This window comes from Lelliottia nimipressuralis (assembly GCF_004402045.1).
Taxonomy (GTDB): Bacteria; Pseudomonadota; Gammaproteobacteria; order Enterobacterales; family Enterobacteriaceae; genus Enterobacter; species Enterobacter chinensis.
On sequence record NZ_SOMG01000012.1, the window covers coordinates 59,052 to 81,296 of the forward strand.

General features: G+C 57.0%; 17 protein-coding genes. 10 read left to right on the forward strand and 7 right to left on the reverse strand.

All coding sequences use genetic code 11. The annotated features are described in order from the left end of the window. The first annotated feature begins 198 nt into the window (after window positions 1-198). The 5 genes from greB to feoC all read left to right on the forward strand — a co-directional run bounded on the left by greB (window position 199) and on the right by feoC (window position 6,231). On the forward strand, window positions 199-672 hold the full coding sequence (gene greB, locus E3U32_RS06530; RefSeq protein ID WP_003861614.1) for a transcription elongation factor GreB: 474 nt from the start codon (window positions 199-201) through the stop codon (window positions 670-672). An 87-nt stretch (window positions 673-759) separates the two neighbouring features. After that, window positions 760-3,090, forward strand: a complete 2,331-nt coding sequence (locus E3U32_RS06535; protein WP_134348120.1) for a Tex family protein — start codon at window positions 760-762, stop codon at window positions 3,088-3,090. 318 nt (window positions 3,091-3,408) lie between these two features. After that, window positions 3,409-3,636, forward strand: a complete 228-nt coding sequence (gene feoA / locus E3U32_RS06540; protein ID WP_008503050.1) for a ferrous iron transporter A — start codon at window positions 3,409-3,411, stop codon at window positions 3,634-3,636. A 29-nt stretch (window positions 3,637-3,665) separates the two neighbouring features. After that, complete coding sequence (feoB, locus tag E3U32_RS06545; protein ID WP_134348121.1) at window positions 3,666-5,984, forward strand: Fe(2+) transporter permease subunit FeoB; 2,319 nt, start codon at window positions 3,666-3,668, stop codon at window positions 5,982-5,984. 10 nt (window positions 5,985-5,994) lie between these two features. Then, window positions 5,995-6,231: a [Fe-S]-dependent transcriptional repressor FeoC gene (gene feoC, locus E3U32_RS06550; protein ID WP_024907906.1), complete on the forward strand. Its 237-nt coding sequence runs from the start codon at window positions 5,995-5,997 to the stop codon at window positions 6,229-6,231. A gap of 33 nt (window positions 6,232-6,264) precedes the next feature. Here feoC and E3U32_RS06555 read toward each other — a convergent pair whose 3' ends face one another. Both E3U32_RS06555 and bioH read right to left on the reverse strand, forming a co-directional pair. Continuing rightward, on the reverse strand, window positions 6,265-6,534 hold the full coding sequence (locus tag E3U32_RS06555; RefSeq protein ID WP_134348122.1) for a YdgH/BhsA/McbA-like domain containing protein: 270 nt from the start codon (window positions 6,532-6,534) through the stop codon (window positions 6,265-6,267). A 111-nt stretch (window positions 6,535-6,645) separates the two neighbouring features. After that, window positions 6,646-7,419 carry a pimeloyl-ACP methyl ester esterase BioH gene (gene bioH, locus E3U32_RS06560; protein ID WP_134348123.1) on the reverse strand — a complete coding sequence of 258 codons (774 nt, stop codon included), beginning with the start codon at window positions 7,417-7,419 and terminating at the stop codon, window positions 6,646-6,648. A gap of 36 nt (window positions 7,420-7,455) precedes the next feature. Between bioH and gntX the strand changes: the two genes are divergently transcribed. From gntX to gntT, 3 genes are all read left to right on the forward strand, one after another. Further along, window positions 7,456-8,139, forward strand: coding sequence for a DNA utilization protein GntX (gene gntX, locus E3U32_RS06565; protein ID WP_134348124.1), 684 nt, complete (start codon window positions 7,456-7,458; stop codon window positions 8,137-8,139). Window positions 8,140-8,200: 61 nt separating this feature from the next. Continuing rightward, the gene (gene nfuA / locus E3U32_RS06570) at window positions 8,201-8,776 is read left to right on the forward strand and encodes a Fe-S biogenesis protein NfuA (protein WP_134348125.1); all 576 of its coding nucleotides are present in this window, start codon (window positions 8,201-8,203) and stop codon (window positions 8,774-8,776) included. A gap of 366 nt (window positions 8,777-9,142) precedes the next feature. Beyond that, window positions 9,143-10,459, forward strand: coding sequence for a gluconate transporter (gene gntT, locus E3U32_RS06575; RefSeq protein WP_047345733.1), 1,317 nt, complete (start codon window positions 9,143-9,145; stop codon window positions 10,457-10,459). Window positions 10,460-10,545: 86 nt separating this feature from the next. Here gntT and malQ read toward each other — a convergent pair whose 3' ends face one another. Further along, window positions 10,546-12,627 (reverse strand): 4-alpha-glucanotransferase, encoded by a 2,082-nt coding sequence (malQ, locus tag E3U32_RS06580; protein ID WP_134348126.1) that lies wholly within the window; start codon window positions 12,625-12,627, stop codon window positions 10,546-10,548. 9 nt (window positions 12,628-12,636) lie between these two features. Continuing rightward, entirely contained in the window at window positions 12,637-15,030 is a 2,394-nt protein-coding gene (gene malP / locus E3U32_RS06585) for a maltodextrin phosphorylase (RefSeq protein WP_134348127.1), read from the reverse strand. A 584-nt stretch (window positions 15,031-15,614) separates the two neighbouring features. Here malP and malT point away from each other — a divergent pair. Next, entirely contained in the window at window positions 15,615-18,320 is a 2,706-nt protein-coding gene (gene malT, locus E3U32_RS06590; protein ID WP_134348128.1) for an HTH-type transcriptional regulator MalT, read from the forward strand. Window positions 18,321-18,382: 62 nt separating this feature from the next. Here malT and E3U32_RS06595 read toward each other — a convergent pair whose 3' ends face one another. Genes E3U32_RS06595 through glpE form a run of 3 tightly spaced genes read right to left on the reverse strand, consistent with a single transcriptional unit; the run spans window position 18,383 to window position 20,368 of the window. Then, complete coding sequence (locus tag E3U32_RS06595) at window positions 18,383-19,141, reverse strand: DeoR/GlpR family transcriptional regulator (RefSeq protein WP_017384141.1); 759 nt, start codon at window positions 19,139-19,141, stop codon at window positions 18,383-18,385. A gap of 16 nt (window positions 19,142-19,157) precedes the next feature. After that, window positions 19,158-19,988 carry a rhomboid family intramembrane serine protease GlpG gene (glpG, locus tag E3U32_RS06600; protein WP_134348129.1) on the reverse strand — a complete coding sequence of 277 codons (831 nt, stop codon included), beginning with the start codon at window positions 19,986-19,988 and terminating at the stop codon, window positions 19,158-19,160. Between the two features lie 47 nt (window positions 19,989-20,035). Next, complete coding sequence (gene glpE / locus E3U32_RS06605; protein WP_134348130.1) at window positions 20,036-20,368, reverse strand: thiosulfate sulfurtransferase GlpE; 333 nt, start codon at window positions 20,366-20,368, stop codon at window positions 20,036-20,038. Between the two features lie 284 nt (window positions 20,369-20,652). Here glpE and glpD point away from each other — a divergent pair, with 284 nt between their 5' ends. Next, the gene (gene glpD / locus E3U32_RS06610) at window positions 20,653-22,161 is read left to right on the forward strand and encodes a glycerol-3-phosphate dehydrogenase (RefSeq protein ID WP_134348131.1); all 1,509 of its coding nucleotides are present in this window, start codon (window positions 20,653-20,655) and stop codon (window positions 22,159-22,161) included. Window positions 22,162-22,245 lie beyond the last annotated feature (84 nt).

Consider the following 22,245-nt stretch of genomic DNA (forward strand, 5'->3'; position numbering starts at 1 on the left):
ACAGCGTATTCTAAAAAAGTGCACGTATTCGACCAGCTAATTCTGGTATAAATTCTAGTCGAAATTGTTACAAAGCATATTTAACAGCAGCTTATCTGCACATTTCATCACATAAATCATTATTAACGCTGTCTGTTATTCTATTTGATACGTAATGTGCGCAAGGTTTGCAATGATGTCGAGTCTGAAGGTCGCCCCATGAAAACGCCCCTGATCACCCGCGAAGGGTACGAAAAACTCAAAAAAGAGATGGATTACCTGTGGCGCGAAGAGCGTCCTGAAGTGACCAAAAAGGTTACCTGGGCGGCGAGCCTGGGCGATCGCAGCGAAAATGCTGACTACCAGTACAACAAAAAACGCCTGCGTGAGATTGACCGCCGGGTACGCTATCTGACCAAATGTCTTGAGAACCTTAAAATTGTCGATTACTCCCCGCAGCAGGAGGGCAAAGTGTTCTTCGGCGCATGGGTTGAGATTGAAAACGATAACGGTGACACCCTGCGTTTTCGCATTGTCGGCTACGATGAAATTTTTGGTCGTAAGGATTACATCTCCATCGACTCCCCGATGGCCCGCGCGCTGCTGAAAAAGGAGGTGGGCGACCTGGCCGTCGTTCAGACCCCCGCCGGTGAAGCCAGCTGGTACGTCAATGAGATCGTCTACGTAAAATAGTCTGAGAGCGCCCTCCCCGGCTGGCATTTTGCCGTGTCAGCCCGTATAACTATCCCCTGATTTTTTGACTCAACAGATGATAAAGCCATGATGAAAGATTCGCTCTGCCGCATTATTGCGGGTGATATTCAGGCCAGAGCCGAACAGGTAGAAGCTGCCGTTCGCCTGCTTGATGAAGGGAACACCGTGCCGTTTATTGCGCGCTATCGTAAGGAAGTCACCGGCGGTCTGGATGACACGCAGCTGCGTAACCTTGAGACCCGTCTGGGTTATCTGCGCGAACTGGAAGAACGTCGTCAGGCGATCCTCAAATCCATCGGCGAACAGGGCAAACTGACCGGCGAGCTGGAAAGCGCCATTAACGGCACCCTGAGCAAAACCGAACTCGAAGACCTCTATCTGCCGTACAAGCCGAAGCGCCGCACGCGCGGGCAGATTGCGATTGAAGCGGGTCTCGAGCCGCTGGCAGACCTGCTGTGGAACGAGCCGTCACACGATCCGGAAACCGAAGCCGCCAAATTTGTCGATGCCGATAAAGGCGTCGCGGACACCAAGGCCGCACTCGATGGCGCACGCTACATTCTGATGGAGCGCTTCGCCGAAGACGCTGCCCTGCTCGCCAAAGTGCGTGATTACCTGTGGAAGAATGCCCACATCGTCTCTACCGTCGTCGCGGGTAAAGAGGAAGAAGGGGCGAAATTCCGCGACTACTTCGATCACCACGAACCGATTTCTACCACCCCTTCTCACCGCGCGCTGGCGATGTTCCGCGGCCGCAACGAAGGCGTGCTGCAGCTCTCCCTGAACGCCGACCCGCAGTTTGACGAGCCGCCGAAAGAGAGCCACTGCGAGCAGATCATCATCGACCATCTCGGCCTGCGCCTGAACAACGCCCCGGCAGACAGCTGGCGTAAAGGCGTGGTGAGCTGGACCTGGCGCATCAAGGTGCTGATGCACCTTGAAACCGAGCTGATGGGCACCGTGCGCGAGCGCGCCGAAGATGAAGCGATTAACGTTTTCGCCCGTAACCTGCACGACCTGCTGATGGCCGCCCCTGCCGGCTTGCGCGCGACCATGGGTCTCGATCCGGGTCTGCGCACCGGCGTGAAAGTGGCCGTGGTTGCCGGCACCGGCAAACTGGTTGCTACCGACACCATCTATCCGCACACCGGCCAGGCAGCCAAAGCGGCCGTCGTGGTGGCCGCGCTGTGCGAGAAGTACAACGTGGAGCTGGTCGCCATCGGCAACGGTACGGCGTCCCGCGAAACCGAACGTTTCTACCTCGACGTGCAGAAACAGTTCCCGAAAGTGACGGCCCAGAAAGTGATCGTCAGCGAAGCCGGGGCATCCGTTTATTCCGCATCTGAACTGGCGGCCCAGGAATTCCCGGACCTGGACGTTTCTCTGCGCGGTGCGGTCTCTATCGCTCGCCGCCTGCAGGATCCGCTGGCGGAACTGGTGAAAATCGACCCGAAATCTATCGGTGTGGGCCAGTATCAGCACGACGTGAGCCAGACTCAGCTGGCGCGCAAGCTGGATGCGGTCGTGGAAGACTGTGTAAACGCCGTCGGCGTTGACCTCAATACCGCTTCCGTTCCTTTGCTGACCCGCGTAGCGGGCCTAACCCGCATGATGGCGCAGAACATCGTCGCCTGGCGTGATGAGAACGGCCAGTTCCAGAACCGTCAGCAGCTGCTGAAGGTGAGCCGCCTGGGGCCAAAAGCCTTTGAGCAGTGTGCGGGCTTCCTGCGCATCAACCACGGCGATAACCCGCTGGATGCCTCCACCGTTCACCCTGAAGCGTACCCTGTGGTGGAACGCATTCTGGCCGCGACCCAGCAGGCGCTGAAAGACCTGATGGGCGACAACAGCGCCTTGCGCAACCTGAAAGCCGTTGATTTCACCGACGACAAATTTGGTGTGCCAACCGTCACCGACATTATCAAAGAGCTGGAAAAACCGGGCCGCGATCCGCGTCCTGAGTTCAAAACGGCGACCTTTGCCGACGGCATCGAGACCATGAACGATCTGCTGCCGGGCATGGTGCTGGAAGGCGCGGTGACGAACGTTACCAACTTTGGCGCATTCGTGGATATCGGCGTACATCAGGATGGTCTGGTGCATATTTCATCCCTTGCCGATAAGTTCGTTGAAGATCCACACACCGTGGTCAAAGCGGGCGACATCGTGAAGGTCAAAGTGCTGGAAGTGGATCTGCAGCGTAAGCGTATCGCCCTGACCATGCGTCTGGACGAGCAGCCGGGTGAAACCAACGCGCGCCGCGGCGCTAACGGTGGCGGTCGCGAGCAACAGCGTCCTGCCGCTAAAGCCGCAAAACCGCGCGGACGTGATGCCCAGCCTGCAGGTAACAGCGCGATGATGGATGCGCTGGCAGCCGCAATGGGTAAGAAACGCTAAGGTTGTAAATGCCCGGTGGCGCTGCGCTTACCGGGCCTGCGGTTTTGTAGGCCGGGCAAACGCAGTGCCGCCCGGCAAGCAGGCCGCAGGGAATTAAAATAAATAGGATGTAGCCATATTTAAACCACTAGTTATCACCCCGTTAACAAATACCCCCATTTCGTTTTCCCGTCATTTCAGCAAATATTGAGCAAGGTCAAACAGGCCGTAAATTAATACCGCAAACAACATTCCGTCACAGTTTTAATATTGCTGATAAAAACTATTCTCATTATCATCCCATAGTAGATAATTTAACCTTTCGTGGAATCAGGCATTATGCAATTCACTCCAGACAGTGCATGGAAGATTACCGGTTTTACCCGCGAAATTAGCCCTGCCTATCGGCAGAAGCTGCTGTCACTGGGCATGCTGCCCGGCTCGTCATTCCAGGTGGTACGCGTGGCGCCGTTAGGCGATCCGGTTCACATCGAAACCCGACGCGTGAATCTGGTACTGCGTAAGAAAGACCTCGCATTAATAGAAGTCGAAGCTTTATCCCGATAACAAGCCAGCGGTTTCAGTGAGTCTAAAAAATGAAAAAGTTAACTATTGGCTTAATTGGCAATCCTAATTCCGGCAAGACTACGCTTTTTAACCAGCTTACGGGGGCACGCCAGCGCGTGGGTAACTGGGCGGGCGTGACGGTTGAGCGTAAAGAAGGCCAGTTCACAACAACCGACAACCAGGTCACGCTGGTTGACCTTCCCGGCACCTATTCCTTAACCACCATTTCGTCACAAACCTCGCTCGATGAGCAAATTGCCTGTCACTATATTCTTGGCGGCGACGCGGACCTGCTGATCAACGTGGTCGATGCCTCGAACCTCGAGCGTAACCTTTATCTGACGCTGCAGCTGCTGGAGCTGGGGATCCCCTGCATCGTGGCGCTCAACATGCTCGACATTGCGGAGAAACAAAAGCTGCGCATCGATGTCGATGCCCTCTCCGCACGTCTCGGGTGCCCAGTCGTTCCGCTGGTTTCGACGCGCGCTCGCGGTATTGATGCACTCAAGCTGGCCATTGACCGTCACGCGGGCAATCGCGACGTTGAGCTGGTGCATTACGCGAAGCCCCTCCTGCGCGAAGCCAATATGCTGGCGCAGGAGATGGACAACAGCATGCCTGCGAAACAGCGGCTGTGGCTCGGCCTGCAGATGCTGGAAGGGGATATCTACAGCCGCGCTTACGCCGGACATGCGGCTGATAAACTGGACGTGACGGTGGCCCGTCTTAGCGACGAGCTGGACGACCCGGCGCTGCACATCGCCGATGCGCGTTACCAGGCCATCGCCTCGATCTGCGACGTTGTCAGTAACGCCCTCACTGCGGAACCCAGCCGCTTTACGGCGGCGGTAGATAAGGTTGTGCTAAACCGCTTCCTCGGCTTGCCCGTTTTCCTGCTGGTGATGTACGTGATGTTCCTGCTCGCCATTAACATCGGTGGCGCACTCCAGCCCATTTTCGATGCGGGTTCCGTCGCGGTCTTCGTACACGGTATTCAGTGGGTGGGTTACACCCTGCACTTCCCGGAATGGCTAACCATCTTCCTCGCGCAGGGGATCGGCGGCGGTATCAACACCGTTCTGCCGCTGGTGCCGCAGATCGGCATGATGTATCTGTTCCTCTCGTTCCTGGAAGACTCCGGTTACATGGCGCGCGCCGCGTTCGTGATGGATCGTCTGATGCAGGCGCTGGGCCTGCCGGGTAAATCCTTCGTTCCGCTGATTGTCGGCTTTGGCTGTAACGTCCCGTCGGTGATGGGTGCGCGCACCCTTGATGCGCCGCGTGAACGTCTGATGACCATCATGATGGCGCCGTTCATGTCCTGCGGTGCCCGTCTGGCGATCTTTGCCGTCTTTGCGGCAGCCTTCTTTGGTCAGCAGGGCGCGCTGGCAGTCTTCTCGCTGTATGTGCTGGGCATCGTGATGGCAATCCTGACCGGCTTAATGCTGAAACATACGATCATGCGCGGTGAGGCCTCACCGTTTGTGATGGAGCTCCCGGTGTACCACGTGCCGCACCTGAAAAGCCTGGCGATCCAGACCTGGCAGCGCCTGAAAGGCTTTGTGCTACGCGCCGGTAAGGTGATTGTCATCGTCAGTATTTTCCTGAGCGCGCTGAACAGCTTTACCCTCAGCGGGCAGGCGGCAGATAACATCAACGACTCGGCCCTCGCCTCCGTCAGCCGCGTCATCACGCCGGTCTTCAAACCGATTGGCGTGCATGAGGATAACTGGCAGGCAACCGTCGGGCTGTTTACTGGTGCAATGGCAAAAGAGGTCGTTGTCGGCACGCTGAACACGCTCTACACCGCAGAGAACATTCAGGAGCAGGAGTTTAATCCGGCAGAGTTTCATCTCGGTCATGAACTGCTGGGTGCCGTAGAGGAAACCTGGCAGAGCCTGAAAGACACCTTCAGCCTGAGCGTGCTGGCCAACCCAATTGAAGCGAGCAAAGGCGACGGCGAAATGGCAACGGGAGCCATGGGCGTGATGAGCGAGAAATTTGGCAGCGCGTCCGCGGCCTATAGCTACCTCATCTTTGTTCTGCTCTACATTCCTTGCATCTCCGTGATGGGGGCGATTGCCCGCGAGTCCAGCCGCGGCTGGATGGGCTTCTCCATCCTGTGGGGGTTAAACATTGCCTACTCGCTGGCGACGCTCTTTTATCAGACCGTTAACTTCAGCCAGCACCCGCGCTACAGCCTGGTCTGCATCCTCGCGGTGGTTCTGTTTAACGCGATCGTTCTCGGCCTGTTACGGCGCGCGCGCAGCCGCGTCGATATCGACCTGCTGGCTAATCGTAAAACCGCCGCGACCTGCTGCAGCAGCCCGGCGGGCGACTGTCACTAAGGAGTACGCAATGGCATCGTTGATTCAGGTTCGAGACCTGCTGGCGCTACAGGGGCGGATGGAGGCGAAACAGCTGAGCCTCAGCCTGCATACGCCGCAGCCGATGATCGATGCCATGCTGGAAAGGCTTGAAGCCATGGGGAAAGCCGTGCGGATTCAGGAAGACGCGGACGGTTGCCTCTCCGGCAGTTGTAAAAGCTGTCCGGAAGGAAAAGCCTGCCTCAGGGAGTGGTGGGCACTGCGCTAATAAAGCCGGGCAGTGATGCCCGGCTTTATCGTATTACTTATAGACGTCCGCCGTTGCGCGCACGTTTTTGGTCTGCTTTTCAGCACTGGTGACGACATAGTACGTCCCACCCAGCTCATCCGCTTTCTTCGACAGCTCTCTTCTTGCGTCCATCGGCGCGGTGGTGTCAGACGTAGAAATCTCACCAACTTTGGTCAGATTCATTCCGGCAACTTTATCTTTTTCCAGCTCTTTTGCCGCAAAGACGCCAAATGAAAGTGACCCAATAACCAGAGAAGTGACAATACCTGTAACAAGTTTCATAGCCTGACTCTCCATAGGATTGTTGTTTTGATTATCGTAGGCAGAACAACCGCAACGACAACTGGAGTATGGTTGCGGTGTGTTACTTTTTCCAGGCTGGATGGAAAATAATCAGTCGAAACGTTGACTTAACGCAATGAGCGCTGAACAAAATTCGACCGGATGAGAGATGAACGGGGCATGCGCGGCTTTGGCAATGACCTGCGATTCGCTGTCCGGCCAGAGTGCATCCAGGAGCGGAACCACTTTGCGCGGCACAAGGCCATCGAGGTACCCATAGATGCGCAGATGCGGCATTGCCAGCGCGGTCAGCGGCTCACGCAGGTCAACCGTTTTCAGGATCTCCAGCCCACCGTTAAGCACCTCCACGTCCGGCATCGGCAGGGAAAGCACGGTCTGTTTCAGCGTTCTGGCATCCTGACGCGCCGTTTCCGTGCCCATCGTCTGCAGGGCGAGGAACCGCTCTACGGTCCGCTGGAAATCTTCGCTCAGCTGTTGCTGGAAGCTCGCCAGCACGTCAGGTTTTATGCCTGGCCACGCCTCTTGCGCACTAAAGCATGGCGATGAAGCCACGGTCACCAGCGCCCTCACGCGTTCGGGCTGCGACAGGGCAATCTGGCTCGCCACCAGCCCGCCCAGGCTCCAGCCGAGCCAGATAGCATTTTGCGGCGCAGCGTCCAGAACCTGCCGGGCCATCTCATCAAGCGACATCACCCCAAAACCGCGGCTGCGGCCAAAACCGGGTAAATCCACCAGATGCAGCGTGAAATGCGAGGCAAGTTCCTCACTTATGCAATGCCATACTTCTGCATTCAGGCCCCATCCGTGCAGCAGCACAAGATGGCAATTTCCTGTCCCTGCAGTCTGCCACCACAGCGTCTTCATCAGTTACTGTTCTCTCTTTTCACATGGAGGTTGCACATGCTAACAGTGCCCGGCTCGTGCTGGCTATGCCAAATGCCACTTGCACTCAGCGGATGGGGCGTCTGCTCCGTCTGCACGCGATCGCTTGTAGGGCGAATCGCGACCTGCCCACAGTGTGGTTTACCGGCAACAAACCCCGTTCTGCCCTGCGGCCGTTGCCTGAAAAAATCCCCGCCATGGAGCGCGCTTGTCGCCGTGGATGATTATGTTCCGCCGCTGAGCAGGCTCATTCACGCGCTGAAGTTTTCCGGCCAGAGTTCGCTGGCACGGCCCCTTGCCCGCCTGCTCTTGCTGGCGGTTTTGCAGGCGCGTCGTCATCGTGGGTTGCCGAAAATCGACAGGGTGGTGAATGTGCCCTTATTCCGACGCCGGCACTGGCGACGCGGCTATAACCAGAGCGATCTGATCTGCCGCCCCCTCGCCCGGTGGCTCGGCTGTCGGTATGACGCCAGCGCGCTCACGCGTGTTCACGCCACCGCCATCCAGCATCAGCTCAGCGCCCGGCTTCGCAAAAGAAACCTCAAAAATGCCTTTCGCCTTGAATTGCCGGTCGACGGTCTCCATATCGCGATTGTGGATGATGTCGTCACCACAGGCAGTACCGTTGCTGAACTTTCCCGACTGCTTTTGCGAAGCGGCGCCGCGTCGGTTCAGGTATGGTGTCTGTGCCGTACCTTGTAGCCCTTCTTCAATGGGCGTATGATTATACCCAGGTAATTTAGTCAACTATTAGGCCAAAGCTATGATCCGTATTTCCGATTCTGCACAAGCGCACTTTGCCAAACTGCTGGCAAATCAGGAAGAAGGGACGCAGATCCGCGTGTTTGTGATTAACCCAGGCACTCCGAATGCAGAATGTGGTGTTTCTTATTGTCCTCCGGACGCCGTGGAAGCAACTGACACTGCCCTTAAATTTGAACAGCTCACCGCCTACGTTGATGAGCTGAGCGCACCTTATCTTGAAGATGCGGAGATCGACTTCGTCACCGATCAGCTGGGTTCTCAGCTGACCCTGAAAGCACCAAACGCGAAAATGCGTAAAGTGTCTGACGATGCCCCGCTGATGGAACGCGTTGAATATCTGCTGCAATCCCAGATCAACCCGCAGCTGGCTGGCCACGGCGGTCGTGTTTCCCTGATGGAAATCACCGACGACGGTCTGGCGATCCTGCAGTTCGGCGGCGGCTGTAACGGCTGTTCCATGGTCGACGTGACCCTGAAAGAAGGGATCGAGAAGCAGCTGCTGAACGAGTTCCCGGAACTGAAAGGCGTGCGCGACCTGACTGAACACCAGCGCGGCGAGCACTCTTACTACTAATTCAGTGCCCGTCTGTATTGCCCGGTGGCGCTGCGCTTACCGGGCCTACAAAACAGTTACTGCATCCGAATCGTAGGCCGGGTAAGGCGAAGCCGCCACCCGGCTTTTGTTTTCCCCCCGCTCCCCCTCTATATGTTGACCTGCGTCTCATAATTCAAATTTAGCCTCCCAGGGTGATTCTCAATCGCGTCATGTTACCCGTATCATTCTCGTGGGCACTCAGCATCCTTATAACAGCCGACTAAACTTAATGGTTTCGAAGGCATCAGTATGAGTGCCGTTAACACTCTGTTCCCAGTTGGGACAATCGGAATTTGTCGTTGAAACAATGACGTTACCCATAACAATTCAAAGGCCAGGTAAATCATGCCATTAGTCATCGTTGCTATCGGTGTTGTGTTATTACTGCTCTTGATGATCCGTTTCAAAATGAACGGATTTATCGCTCTGGTTCTGGTGGCACTTGCAGTCGGTCTGATGCAAGGGATGCCGCTGGTGAAAGTCATCAGCTCGATTAAAGCCGGTGTCGGCGGCACGCTCGGCAGCCTGGCGTTGATCATGGGCTTCGGCGCCATGCTCGGCAAAATGCTGGCGGACTGCGGTGGTGCCCAGCGCATTGCCACCACGCTTATCGAAAAATTTGGCAAGAAGAACATTCAGTGGGCGGTGGTATTAACCGGTTTTACCGTCGGTTTTGCGCTGTTCTATGAAGTGGGCTTCGTGCTGATGCTGCCGCTGGTATTCACCATCGCCGCCGCGGCCAACATCCCGCTGCTGTTCGTGGGTGTGCCAATGGCTGCGGCGCTGTCCGTTACCCACGGCTTCCTGCCGCCGCACCCGGGCCCAACCGCTATCGCGACTATCTTCCATGCAGATATGGGTAAAACCCTGCTGTTCGGTACGATTCTGGCGATCCCAACCGTAATCCTGGCAGGCCCCGTTTATGCCCGCTTCCTGAAAGGCATTGATAAGCCTATCCCGGAAGGTCTGTACAGCGCGAAAACCTTCACCGAAGAAGAGATGCCTGGCTTTGGCGTCAGCGTCTGGACCTCTCTGGTACCGGTAATTCTGATGGCGATGCGCGCCGTGGCGGAGATGATCCTGCCGAAAGGTCATCCGTTCCTGTCCGTTGCCGAGTTCCTGGGTGACCCGGTGATGGCCACCCTGATTGCGGTCCTGATCGCGATGTTCACCTTCGGTCTGAACCGTGGCCGCTCCATGGATCAGATCAACGACACGCTGACCTCGTCCATCAAAATCATTGCCATGATGCTCCTGATCATCGGCGGTGGCGGTGCGTTCAAGCAGGTTCTGGTCGACAGCGGCGTGGATAAATACATCGCTGCCATGATGCATGAAACCAACGTGTCACCGCTTCTGATGGCCTGGTCTATCGCCGCGGTTCTGCGTATTGCGCTGGGTTCTGCGACCGTTGCGGCGATCACCGCAGGCGGTATCGTTGCCCCGCTGATTGCGACCACGGGTGTGAGCCCTGAGCTGATGGTTATCGCCGTCGGTTCCGGTAGCGTGATTTTCTCTCACGTAAACGATCCGGGCTTCTGGCTGTTCAAGGAGTACTTCAACCTGACGATCGGTGAAACCATCAAGTCCTGGTCCGCGCTGGAAACCATTATTTCGGTGTGCGGTCTGGTCGGGGTGCTGCTGTTGAATATGGTGGTTTGATGTAAAAAAGCCGGGTGGCGCTGACGCTTACCCGGCCTACAATCTATTCCCTCTCCCTCTGGGAGAGGGTTAGGGTGAGGGTGAAACTACCGCTTCTTACCCACTGCTCTTCTGCGCTTGTCCAAATCCTTAATCAGCCTGTTCACCCCGTCATCGGCAAACATCTTCTCAAGGGTTGTGGAGAGCTTGCGACGCCAGTTCTTGTACTGATAGCTGGTGCCCGGAATGTTCACCGGCTCCGCCATATCAATCCAGTCTTCCGGCTGCAGACCCAGCAGGGCGCTGTTGCTGTCGGCAATGTAACGCTGCAAACCGCGGTTGAGCGTGGAGGTCATGGACATCAGCGATGCCTTGTGCCCGGCCCGTTTCGGCAGACAACCCTGCTTGTGCAGCGCATCCAGCAGCCCTTGTTTGGAGAGCTCGCGATCCTGATACAGACCGCGCAGGACCTCTTCATCAGGATACAGACCCAGCGTTTTGCCAAGGGTCAGATCGCCGCTTTCCCAATAGCCACGAAGCGTAGGAAGGTCATGCGTCGTCGCGACTGCCATTGACTGTTCAGGGTACGCTTTCGGCGCGCGGAAGGTTTTCTCATGGTCGTTTTCAAAATAGAGCACTTTATAGGAGTAAACGCCGCTGTCGCGGAGCTTGCTGACAATTTCCACCGGCACGGTACCGAGATCTTCGCCGATCACCATGCACTGATGACGCTTGCTTTCCAGCGCCAGGATCGACAGCAGATCGTCAACCGGATACTGCACGTACGCCCCGTGATCCGCCGTTTCACCGTACGGGATCCACCACAGGCGCAGCACGGACATCACGTGGTCGATACGCAGCGCACCGCAGTTCTGCATGTTGGCGCGCAGCAGGTCGATAAACGGCTCGTACGCGCGCGCCGCCATCACGTGCGGATCCATCGGCGGCAGGCCCCAGTTCTGGCCGAGCGGGCCAAGAATGTCCGGTGGCGCGCCGACGGAGGCTTTCAGGCAGTAGAGTTCACGGTCGCACCAGGTTTCCGCACCGCCCTCTGCCACACCGACGGCCAGGTCGCGATACAGGCCGATAGGCATTTTATAGCCCTGGCTCACCTGCCAGCAGGCGGCAAACTGGCTGTACGCCAGCCACTGTAGCCACAGGTAGAAATCCACTTCATCCGCGTATTTTTTACAGAATGCCTTCACTTCAGGGGTGTCGACGGATTGATACGCTTCCGGCCAGACCGGCCAGCCCCAGCGCATTTCGTCCTCTTTCACCTGATACGCATGCAGCGCATCAAATGCCGCCTGCCAGTACAGGCTCTCGCCCTCCTGAGTGACAAACTGGCGGAACGCGGCCATCTGCTCGTCATTGCGCTGCGAAAAGCCTTTCCACGCCAGACGCAGCGCGGCCATTTTCAGCGCCGTGACGGTAGAATAGTCCACCCAGTCCGCGTCGCGCGCCTGCTTCAGGGCCTGCTGCGTGGTGCTGAGTTTCCACCACGCCTGTGCCTCTTTGCTGTTTTTGAAGTCGTCTAACGCATTAACGTCGATGTAAATCACGTTCAGCCAGCGGCGGGATGAGGGGCTATACGGGCTGGCGCTCTCCGGGTTGGCCGGATAGAGCGCGTGGATCGGGTTGAGTCCGATAAACGCACCGCCGCGCTCCCCCACAGAGGCCAGCATTTTCTGCAGATCGCCAAAATCGCCGATGCCCCAGTTGCTGTCGGAACGCAGGGTATAGAGCTGTACGCAGGCACCCCACAGCTTTTTGCCCTCAAGCAACGCCTGCGGCTCATAGCAGCGTTTTGGCGCGACGATCACCCGACAATGGAAACGCTGGTCATCCTGGGTGAGCGTTAAGGTGTGGTAGCCCTCCGGCAGTTTCGCCGGAAGGTTAAGGGTTTTGCCGCCGGTGGCGTGGCCTTTGTGCTGCTGGCCGTCTTCGGTGGTGAGCAGCCAGCTAAACTCGCCGCGCCCCTCCACCGCCAGCGGCATCTTTTTACCCGAGGTGAAAACCTTCACGTTCGGGACTGGTGCAGCCGACGCTTTCGCGTCGGTTTTGTGCATGGCGTCCAGCAAACGTCTTTTGGTGTCGGCGCCAATAGACTGCGGTTTGCCGTGAGCATTAATGTAACTGAGGCTGATCCCCGCCGCCTGCGCGGCGCTGTCCAGACGTTTACTCTCCATCGCGCTTCCTTAGCGTTTTGCCTGCCAGATACGGGCCTGATAATCACGGATTGAACGGTCAGAGCTGAACATGCCGCAGCGGGCGGTGTTCAGAATGCACGCCCGGGTCCACGCGTCCTGGTCGCGATACAGCACGTCGACCTGTTTTTGCGCTTCCACATAGGCCGTGAAATCTGCCATCACCAGATACGGGTCACCGCCGTGTTTGTCCATGCTGTGCAGCATCTGGTCAAACGCGTGCTTGTCGCCGTCGCTGTATTTACCGCTTTCCAGCTCTTTCAGTACCGCATCGAGCACTTTGTCTTTCTTACGCCATTTCACCGGATCGTAGCCTTTGGCCTTAATGGCTTTCACCTCTTCCACGGTGTGGCCGAAGATAAAGATATTCTCTTCCCCCACCTTCTCGGCGATTTCGACGTTGGCCCCGTCGAGCGTACCGACGGTCAGGGCACCGTTCAGCGCCAGCTTCATGTTGCCGGTACCGGACGCTTCTTTCCCTGCGGTCGAGATCTGCTCGGAGATATCCGCCGCCGGGATCAGCATTTCAGCCGCAGAGACGCAGTAATCCGGCAGGAATACCACCTTCAGCTTGTCGCCAACCTTCGGATCGTTGTTGATCGCCGCCGCCACTTTATTAATGGCGAGGATAATGTTTTTCGCCAGGTAATAGCCCGGTGCCGCTTTCGCGCCGAACAGGAACACGCGCGGCACGCGGTCGGCCTGCGGGTTCTCACGGATCTCTTTGTACAGCGCCAGAATGTGCAGCAGGTTCAGGTGCTGGCGTTTGTACTCGTGCAGACGCTTGATCTGAATATCGAAAATCGCATTCGGGTTGATCTCAATCCCGGTACGCGCTTTCACAAACGCCGCCAGATGAACTTTGTTTTCCCGTTTGATGGCGCGGTACTGCTCGCGGAACTTCGCGTCATCAGCGTATTTTTCCAGGTTGATCAGCTGGTCCAGATCGTTGGCCCACTCTTTCTTCAGCGTTTTGTCCAGCAGACCGGCCAGCAGCGGGTTGCACTGCTTGATCCAGCGACGCGGCGTAATGCCGTTGGTCACGTTGTGGAATTTGGTCGGCCACAGCTGGTGGTATTCCGGGAAGAGATCTTTCACCACCAGATCCGAGTGCAGCGCCGCCACGCCATTCACCGCAAAGCCGCTCACCACGCACATGTTCGCCATGCGTACCTGCTTGTCATGCACCACCGCCAGCTTCGCCCAGACCGCTTTGTTGCCCGGCCAGGTTTTATCCACCAGCGTTTTAAACTGGTCGTTAATCTTGTTGATGATCTGCATGTGGCGCGGCAGCAGCGTTTTCACCAGCTTCTCATCCCAGCACTCCAACGCTTCTGGCATCAGGGTGTGGTTAGTGTAAGCGAAGGTGCGGCTGGTGATCGCCCAGGCGTCATCCCAGCTCAGCTGGTGCTCGTCGATCAGCACGCGCAGCAGTTCAGGGATGGCAATGGTTGGGTGCGTGTCGTTGAGCTGAATCACTTCGAAGTCAGGCAGCTGTGCCAGCTTACGGCCCGCCAGGTGATGGCGACGCAGAATGTCCGCCACGGAGCAGGCGCACTGGAAGTACTGCTGCATCAGACGCAGTTTTTTACCCGCCAGGTGGTTGTCGTTCGGGTAGAGCACTTTCGTCAGCTTCTCGGCGTCGATACCCTGCTGCTCGGCGCGCAGGAAATCGCCGTCGTTGAATTTGGTCAGGTTAAACGGATGCGCGTGCTTCGCCTGCCACAGGCGCAGCGGCTGCGCCACGCCGTTACGGTAGCCGAGTACCGGCAGGTCCCAGGCTTCGCCAGTGATGGTGAACGCCGGTTCCCAGAGGCCCTGCTTCGTGACTTTCCCGCCAATGCCTACCTGCACATCCAGCTGCGCGTTATGGCGGAACCACGGGTAGGTATTGCGGTGCCAGTCGTCCGGCGCTTCCATCTGATGACCATCGGCAAATGACTGACGGAACAGACCGTACTGATAGTTCAGGCCATAGCCAATCGCCGACTGGCCGACGGTCGCCATGGAGTCAAGGAAACAGGCCGCCAGACGCCCCAGACCACCGTTGCCCAGCGCCGGGTCAATCTCTTCTTCCAGCAGGTCGGTCAGGTTAATGTCGTGCTCTTTCAGCACGTCCCCCACCTCCTGATACCAGCCAAGGTTCAACAGGTTGTTGCCCGTCAGACGGCCAATCAGGAATTCCATCGAAATGTAGTTTACATGGCGCTGACCTTTTACCGGTTTTGCCAGAGGTTGAGCATCCAGTTGCTCTGCGAGCGCACCGCTCACTGCCTGCCACCACTGGTGAGGCGTCATTTCGTTTGCAGCATGAAGGCCAAAACGCTGCCACTGACGCGTCAGGGCAGCCTGGAATTGAGCTTTGTTGAAGGTAGGCTGTGACATAGGGGATCGGCATCCTTTAGAAAGAAAACACAAGTTGGCGCTAGTGTGCCTGGCTCATTTCCCCTCTTCCTCCTCCCGCAGGGGATTAGACAGGGAGGAGTAGCGGGGATGAGCAGAAAAGTGTGATCGAGGCCACTCTAAGAGCATAGCTGGAGTGTGCCCTGAAGATAAAAAAGTAACCGCGTAGAATGTCAAAGAAATGAAATGCAGTTTCGAGGGAAATTAAACCACCGGGAAATAATTACTTACGTAGAGTAATATATCTGCAATTAAGCAATACCTTACAGGACTATTAAGCTCGCATAACATTACCCAAACTTTATTAAATTTGACGTCACTATACCTTTCTGAAACCAGTTACAGCGCAACGGCAATGCATCCTGACAAGCCAGCAGCCACGCGGCATGTAAGCCTTTTTGGGAAAGTTCCGCCATTATGGGAATGTTTTGTGACAGAGTGCAAATTCAGCGCCATAAAACCCAGACATAACTTGCAATAGTTAACTTATTGGCCGAACTTATATCCATTAATTACGAAGCGCAAAAAAAATAAAATCTCTCGTTCCCCACAGTGAAGTGAAACCTATGTTGATTCCGTCAAAATTAAGTCGCCCGGTTCGCCTTGACCATACCGTGGTCCGCGAGCGTCTGTTGGCTAAACTTTCCGGCGCGCATAATTTCCGACTGGCGCTGGTTACGAGCCCTGCAGGTTATGGAAAAACAACGCTCATTTCGCAATGGGCCGCAGGTAAGAGCGATCTTGGCTGGTACTCTCTTGATGAGGGCGATAACCAGCAGGAGCGCTTTGCCAGCTATCTGATTGCCGCTATTCAGCAGGCAACCAATGGACACTGCGTCGCCAGTGAGGTGATGGTGCAAAAGCGCCAGTACGCCAGCCTGTCCTCCCTTTTCTCTCAGCTGTTTATTGAACTGGCCGAATGGCATCGCCCGCTTTACGTGGTGATTGATGATTACCATCTCATCACTAACCCGGTTATTCATGAATCGATGCGTTTCTTCCTGCGCCATCAGCCGGAAAACCTGACTTTAGTGGTGCTGTCCCGCAACCTGCCGCAGCTGGGTATTGCCAACCTGCGCGTGCGCGACCAGCTTCTTGAAGTGGGCAGCCAGCAGCTGGCCTTTACCCACCAGGAAGCGAAGCAGTTCTTTGACTGCCGCCTGACATCACCGATTGAGGCCGCCGAAAGCAGCCGTCTGTGCGATGACGTCGCCGGCTGGGCCACGGCGCTGCAGCTCATCGCCCTCTCTGCCCGGCAAAACAACAGCCCGGCACATCAGTCTGCGCGCCGCCTGGCTGGCATCAACGCCAGCCACCTTTCGGATTACCTGGTGGATGAGGTGCTGGACAGCGTCGATCCGTCGACCCGTAATTTCCTGCTGAAAAGCTCGCTACTGCGTTCCATGAACGATGCGCTGATCGTGCGCGTGACGGGGTGTGAAAACGGTCAGCTACAGCTCGAAGAGATTGAACGTCAGGGCCTCTTCCTGACGCGCATGGACGACCCCGGCGAGTGGTTTAGCTATCACCCGCTGTTTGGCAGCTTCCTGCGCCAGCGTTGCCAGTGGGAACTGGCGGTTGAACTGCCGGAAATTCACCGCGCTGCCGCCCAAAGCTGGATGGCACAGGGCTTCCCAAGCGAGGCCATTCACCACGCGCTGGCCGCCGGTGACGCCAGCATGCTGCGCGATATCCTTCTCAACCATGCCTGGGGCCTGTTTAACCACAGCGAGCTGACGCTGCTTGAAGAGTCCCTGAAAGCGCTGCCGTGGGAAAGCCTGCTGGAGAACCCGCGCCTGGTCCTGCTTCAGGCCTGGCTCATGCAGAGCCAGCATCGCTACAGCGAAGTGAACACTCTGCTGGCCCGCGCGGAGCAGGAGATGGAAAGCAACATGGATACGCCCCTGCACGGTGAATTCAACGCCCTGCGGGCTCAGGTGGCGATTAACGACGGCGACCCGGACGAGGCTGAACGCCTGGCGATGGTCGCACTGGATGAACTGCCGCTGGCCAACTTCTACAGCCGGATCGTTGCCACGTCGGTACACGGCGAAGTACTGCACTGCAAAGGCGAGCTAACGCGCTCCCTGTCGCTGATGCAACAAACCGAACAGATGGCGCGTCGCCATGATGTCTGGCACTACGCGCTGTGGAGCCTGATCCAGCAAAGCGAAATTTTGTTCGCTCAGGGCTTCCTGCAGGCCGCCTGGGAAAACCAGGAAAAAGCGTTCCAGCTGATTCGTGAACAACACCTTGAACAGCTGCCGATGCACGAGTTCCTGCTGCGTATTCGCGCTCAGCTACTGTGGGCCTGGTCGCGTCTGGATGAAGCCGAAAGCTGCGCCCGTCAGGGTGTGAACGTCCTCTCCGGTTTCCAGCCGCAGCAGCAGCTGCAGTGTCTGGCGCTGCTGGTGCAGTGCTCGCTGGCGCGCGGCGATCTCGATAACGCCCGCAACCATCTTAACCGCCTGGAAAACCTGCTCGGCAACGGTCAGTATCATAGCGACTGGGTATCGAACGCCGATAAGGTCCGGGTGATTTACTGGCAGATGACCGGCGACAAAAAATCCGCCGCCAACTGGCTGCGTCAGACGCCAAAGCCGGAATTTGCCAACAACCACTTCCTGCAGAGCCAGTGGCGCAACATTGCCCGCGCGCAGATCCTGCTCGGTGATTTAGAACCCGCAGAGATTGTACTGGAAGAGCTGAACGAGAACGCGCGCAGCCTGCGCCTGATGAGCGACCTGAACCGCAACCTGCTGCTGCTTAACCAGCTCTACTGGCAGGCGGGCCGTAAAAACGACGCGCAGCGCGTGCTGCTGGAAGCGCTACAGCTGGCTAACCGCACCGGGTTTATCAGCCACTTTGTGATTGAAGGTGAAGTGATGGCCCAGCAGCTGCGTCAGCTTATTCAGCTCAATACGCTGCCGGAGCTTGATCAGCATCGCGCCCAGCGCATTCTGCGCGAGATTAACCAGCACCATCGCCACAAGTTTGCGCATTTCGATGAGAACTTCGTTGAACGTCTGCTGAACCATCCGGAAGTGCCAGAACTTATCCGCACCAGCCCGCTCACCCAGCGCGAGTGGCAGGTTCTGGGGCTGATCTATTCGGGCTACAGCAATGAGCAGATTGCCGGCGAGCTGGCGGTGGCGGCGACCACCATCAAAACGCATATCCGCAACCTGTATCAGAAGCTGGGCGTGGCGCATCGTCAGGATGCGGTGCAGCATGCGCAGCAGCTGTTGAAGATGATGGGGTATGGCGTTTAGGTTTTGTGCGGCCTGATGCCCTCACCCCGGCCCTCTCCCACAGGGAGAGGGAGAAAGGCGTCTCAACACAACTCTAACTGCAAATTATTATCCTTAATTACCTGCATGACGCCTGCCGGCGGCATCACGTCGGTATAGACCGCATCCACCATGCTGATGCTGCCCATATTGACCATCGCGTTACGGCCAAACTTCGAGTGATCCACGACCAGCATCACGTGGCGCGAGTTTTCAATAATCGCGCGCTTGGTGCGCACCTCGTGATAATCAAACTCCAGTAGCGAGCCGTCGCTGTCGATGCCGCTGATCCCCAGAATGCCAAAGTCGAGGCGGAACTGAGAGATAAAATCGAGGGTCGCTTCGCCGATAATCCCGCCGTCGCGGCTGCGCAGTTCTCCGCCCGCGAGGATGATGCGAAAATCGTCTTTCTGCATCAGGGTATTGGCCACGTTCAGGTTGTTGGTGACCACGCGCAGGTTCTCGTGATTCAGCAGCGCATGGGCGACCGCTTCCGGCGTGGTGCCGATATCAATAAACAGCGTCGCCCCGTTTGGGATCTGGCTGGCAACCTTGCGGGCAATGCGCTCTTTCTCTGCCGTCTGCGTGGCTTTACGGTCATGCCAGGAGGTGTTGACCGAACTGGACGGCAGGGCCGCGCCGCCGTGGTGACGCAGAATGCGGTTTTGATCGGCCAGGTCGTTCAGGTCACGACGGATGGTTTGTGGACTGACGGCAAACTGCTCCACCAGCTCTTCGGTGCTGACGTATCCCTGTTTTTTGACCAGTTCGATAATGGCGTCATGGCGTTGTGTTTGTTTCATCAATTATCCCTGAGAATTATGTTCGTTTTCGCGCATGGAGCGTGTCGGCAAAGGCCATCGCCAGCCCGATGGCCAGCCCGGTGACGTGTGCACCATTGGCGATAGACATACCAAACAGATCAAACCATCCGGCAATTAGCCATATTAACGCAAAGGTTATTAATCCGCGCTGCAGATAGATGCCGCTTTCCGGGTCACGCTCACCGCGAAGCCAGACATAGCCCATCAGGGCATACACGACACCGGACAACCCGCCAAACCACGGGCCGCTAAATTTGTGCTGCACGTAGCCGCTCAGCAGGGCGCTAATAATGGTGATAACGATCAGCTTGCCGCTCCCCAGACGCTTCTCAACGGCACCGCCGAGATACCACCACCAGAGCAGGTTAAAGAGGATATGCATCACCGAGAAGTGCATCAGCGCGTGGGTAAAGTAGCGCCAGACGTCAAACTCTAGAGACGGGTCATACGGCCACGCCAGGGCAATCATCACGCTCTGGTCGCCCACCACGTTCATGATAATGAAGACGATGATGCAGGCGGCCATCAACAGCAGCGTAAACGGGCCTGCGCGTTCGCGGATGGTGGCAAGGAAAGGAAAACGGCTGTAGTGCAGCCCGGTGTCCGTCTGGCCGGACTGCCAGCTTGCCGCCAGATAGCGAGGGTCGCCGGGGTTCTCAAGAAAACGCGCCAGCTCCTGGTTTACCCGCCCGGCCTGGCTCTCGTCGGCCAGCCAGACGTCAGTCTGATGATGTTGCTGGATGGTCAGGATAACGCCCTGCGTCGCCATATAGTCGACAAACGCCTGGGCAACGCGCGGGTTGGTAAAAGAGGTGATCATCAACATGGGCAGCGGTCGCTTATTTCCACACAAAAGGGGACAGTATAGCGGGATCAGCGCTCAAAAGCGTATTCCACTTCTGCCGGGAAATGACGATGCCAGGCATCGAAACCGCCGTCGACGCTGTACACCGTGTCGTAACCCTGCTGAAGCAGATACTGCGCCGCACCTTTGCTGCTGTTGCCGTGGTAGCACATGACCATCACTGGCGTCTCGAAGTCGTTATCGCGCATAAACGCGCCCAGCGTGTCGTTGGTGAGATGGAACGCGCCTGGCGTGTGGCCCATCGCAAAACTCTGCGGATCGCGGATGTCCACCAGCACCGCTTTTCCCTGGTGCATCTTCTGGTGGGCTTCTTCTACGTTAATACATTCAAACTGATCCATGGTGTTCTCATCTTATATTCGGGTGTGGTGCGTTTTCCCCTCACCCTACCCTCTCCCTGAGGGAGAGGGAAACGGATCCCCCTCTCCCCGTGGGAGAGGGCTGGGGTGAGGGCATCAGACCGCACTATTTTACCCCGTAGTGTACGTCCTGGCGGCGGGTAAACGCCATTATGTTATCCATATCACTCTAAATTGTTTTTTTGATGTTACCAAAAGCGCGTTCCTTTGCTATTATGAGCGATATCGAACATTTCTGAGCTTTAACGAAAGTGCATGAGGGTGTTATGGAAACCAAAGATCTGATTGTGATAGGCGGTGGCATCAACGGTGCCGGTATTGCGGTCGATGCCGCAGGACGCGGTTTATCCGTACTGATGCTGGAAGCTAACGATCTCGCCTGTGCGACGTCGTCCGCCAGCTCCAAACTGATTCACGGTGGCCTGCGCTACCTGGAACACTACGAATTCCGCCTGGTCAGTGAAGCACTGGCCGAACGTGAAGTGCTGTTGAAAATGGCGCCGCATCTGGCTATTCCGATGCGCTTCCGCCTGCCCCATCGCCCGCATCTGCGTCCGGCGTGGATGATCCGAATCGGTCTGTTTATGTACGATCATCTGGGTAAACGCACCAGCCTGCCGGGCTCGACCGGTTTGCGTTTTGGCTCAGAATCGGTCCTTAAGCCTGAAATCGTGCGCGGTTTCGAATATTCCGACTGCTGGGTGGACGATGCGCGTCTGGTGCTGGCGAATGCGCAGATGGTCGAGAAGAAAGGTGGCGAGGTAAAAACCCGCACCCGCGCGACCGCTGCCCGTCGTGAAAACGGCCTGTGGATTGTCGAAGCGGAAGATATCGATACCGGCGAAAAATTCAGCTGGAAAGCGCGCGGCCTGGTGAACGCCACCGGTCCGTGGGTGAAACAGTTCTTTGACGACGGCATGCATCTGCCTTCGCCGTACGGCATTCGCCTGATCAAAGGCAGCCATATTGTGGTGCCGCGCGTGCATACGCAGAAACAGGCCTACATTCTGCAAAACGAAGACAAACGTATTGTGTTCGTGATCCCGTGGATGGACGAATTCTCGATCATCGGCACCACCGACGTGGAGTACAAAGGCGATCCGAAAAACGTCGAGATCGACGAGAGCGAAGTTAACTACCTGCTCAAAGTGTACAACGCGCACTTTAAGAAACAGCTGGGGCGCGATGACGTGGTCTGGACCTACTCCGGCGTGCGTCCGCTGTGCGACGACGAATCGGATTCACCGCAGGCCATCACCCGTGATTACACGCTTGATATTCATGACGTAGACGGCCAGGCGCCGCTGCTGTCGGTATTTGGCGGCAAGCTCACCACCTACCGTAAGCTGGCCGAGCACGCGCTGGAAAAACTGGCGCCGTACTACAAAGGCATTGGCCCGGCATGGACGAAAGGCGCGGTACTGCCCGGCGGAGATATCGGCGACAACCGCGATGATTACGCCGCGAAGCTGCGTCGTCGCTTCCCGTTCATCACCGAAGGGATGGCACGCCACTATGCCCGTACCTACGGCAGCAATACCGAGCTGTTCCTGGGCGACGCGAAAGAGATTGCGGATCTGGGTGAACATTTCGGCCACGAGCTGTACGAAGCCGAGCTGCGTTATCTGGTCGAACACGAATGGGTTCGCCGCCTGGACGATGCTATCTGGCGTCGTACCAAAGAAGGGATGTGGCTCAACGCCGAACAGCAGTCTCGCGTGGCGCAGTGGTTGCTGCAGAATGCGGGGAAGCGTGAGTTGTCGTTAGCGTCTTGACGTGAAAAAAAGCCCGGTGGCGCTACCGCTTACCGGGCCTACGGGATCGACCAGGCCGGGTAAGGCGTAGCCGCCACCCGGCTT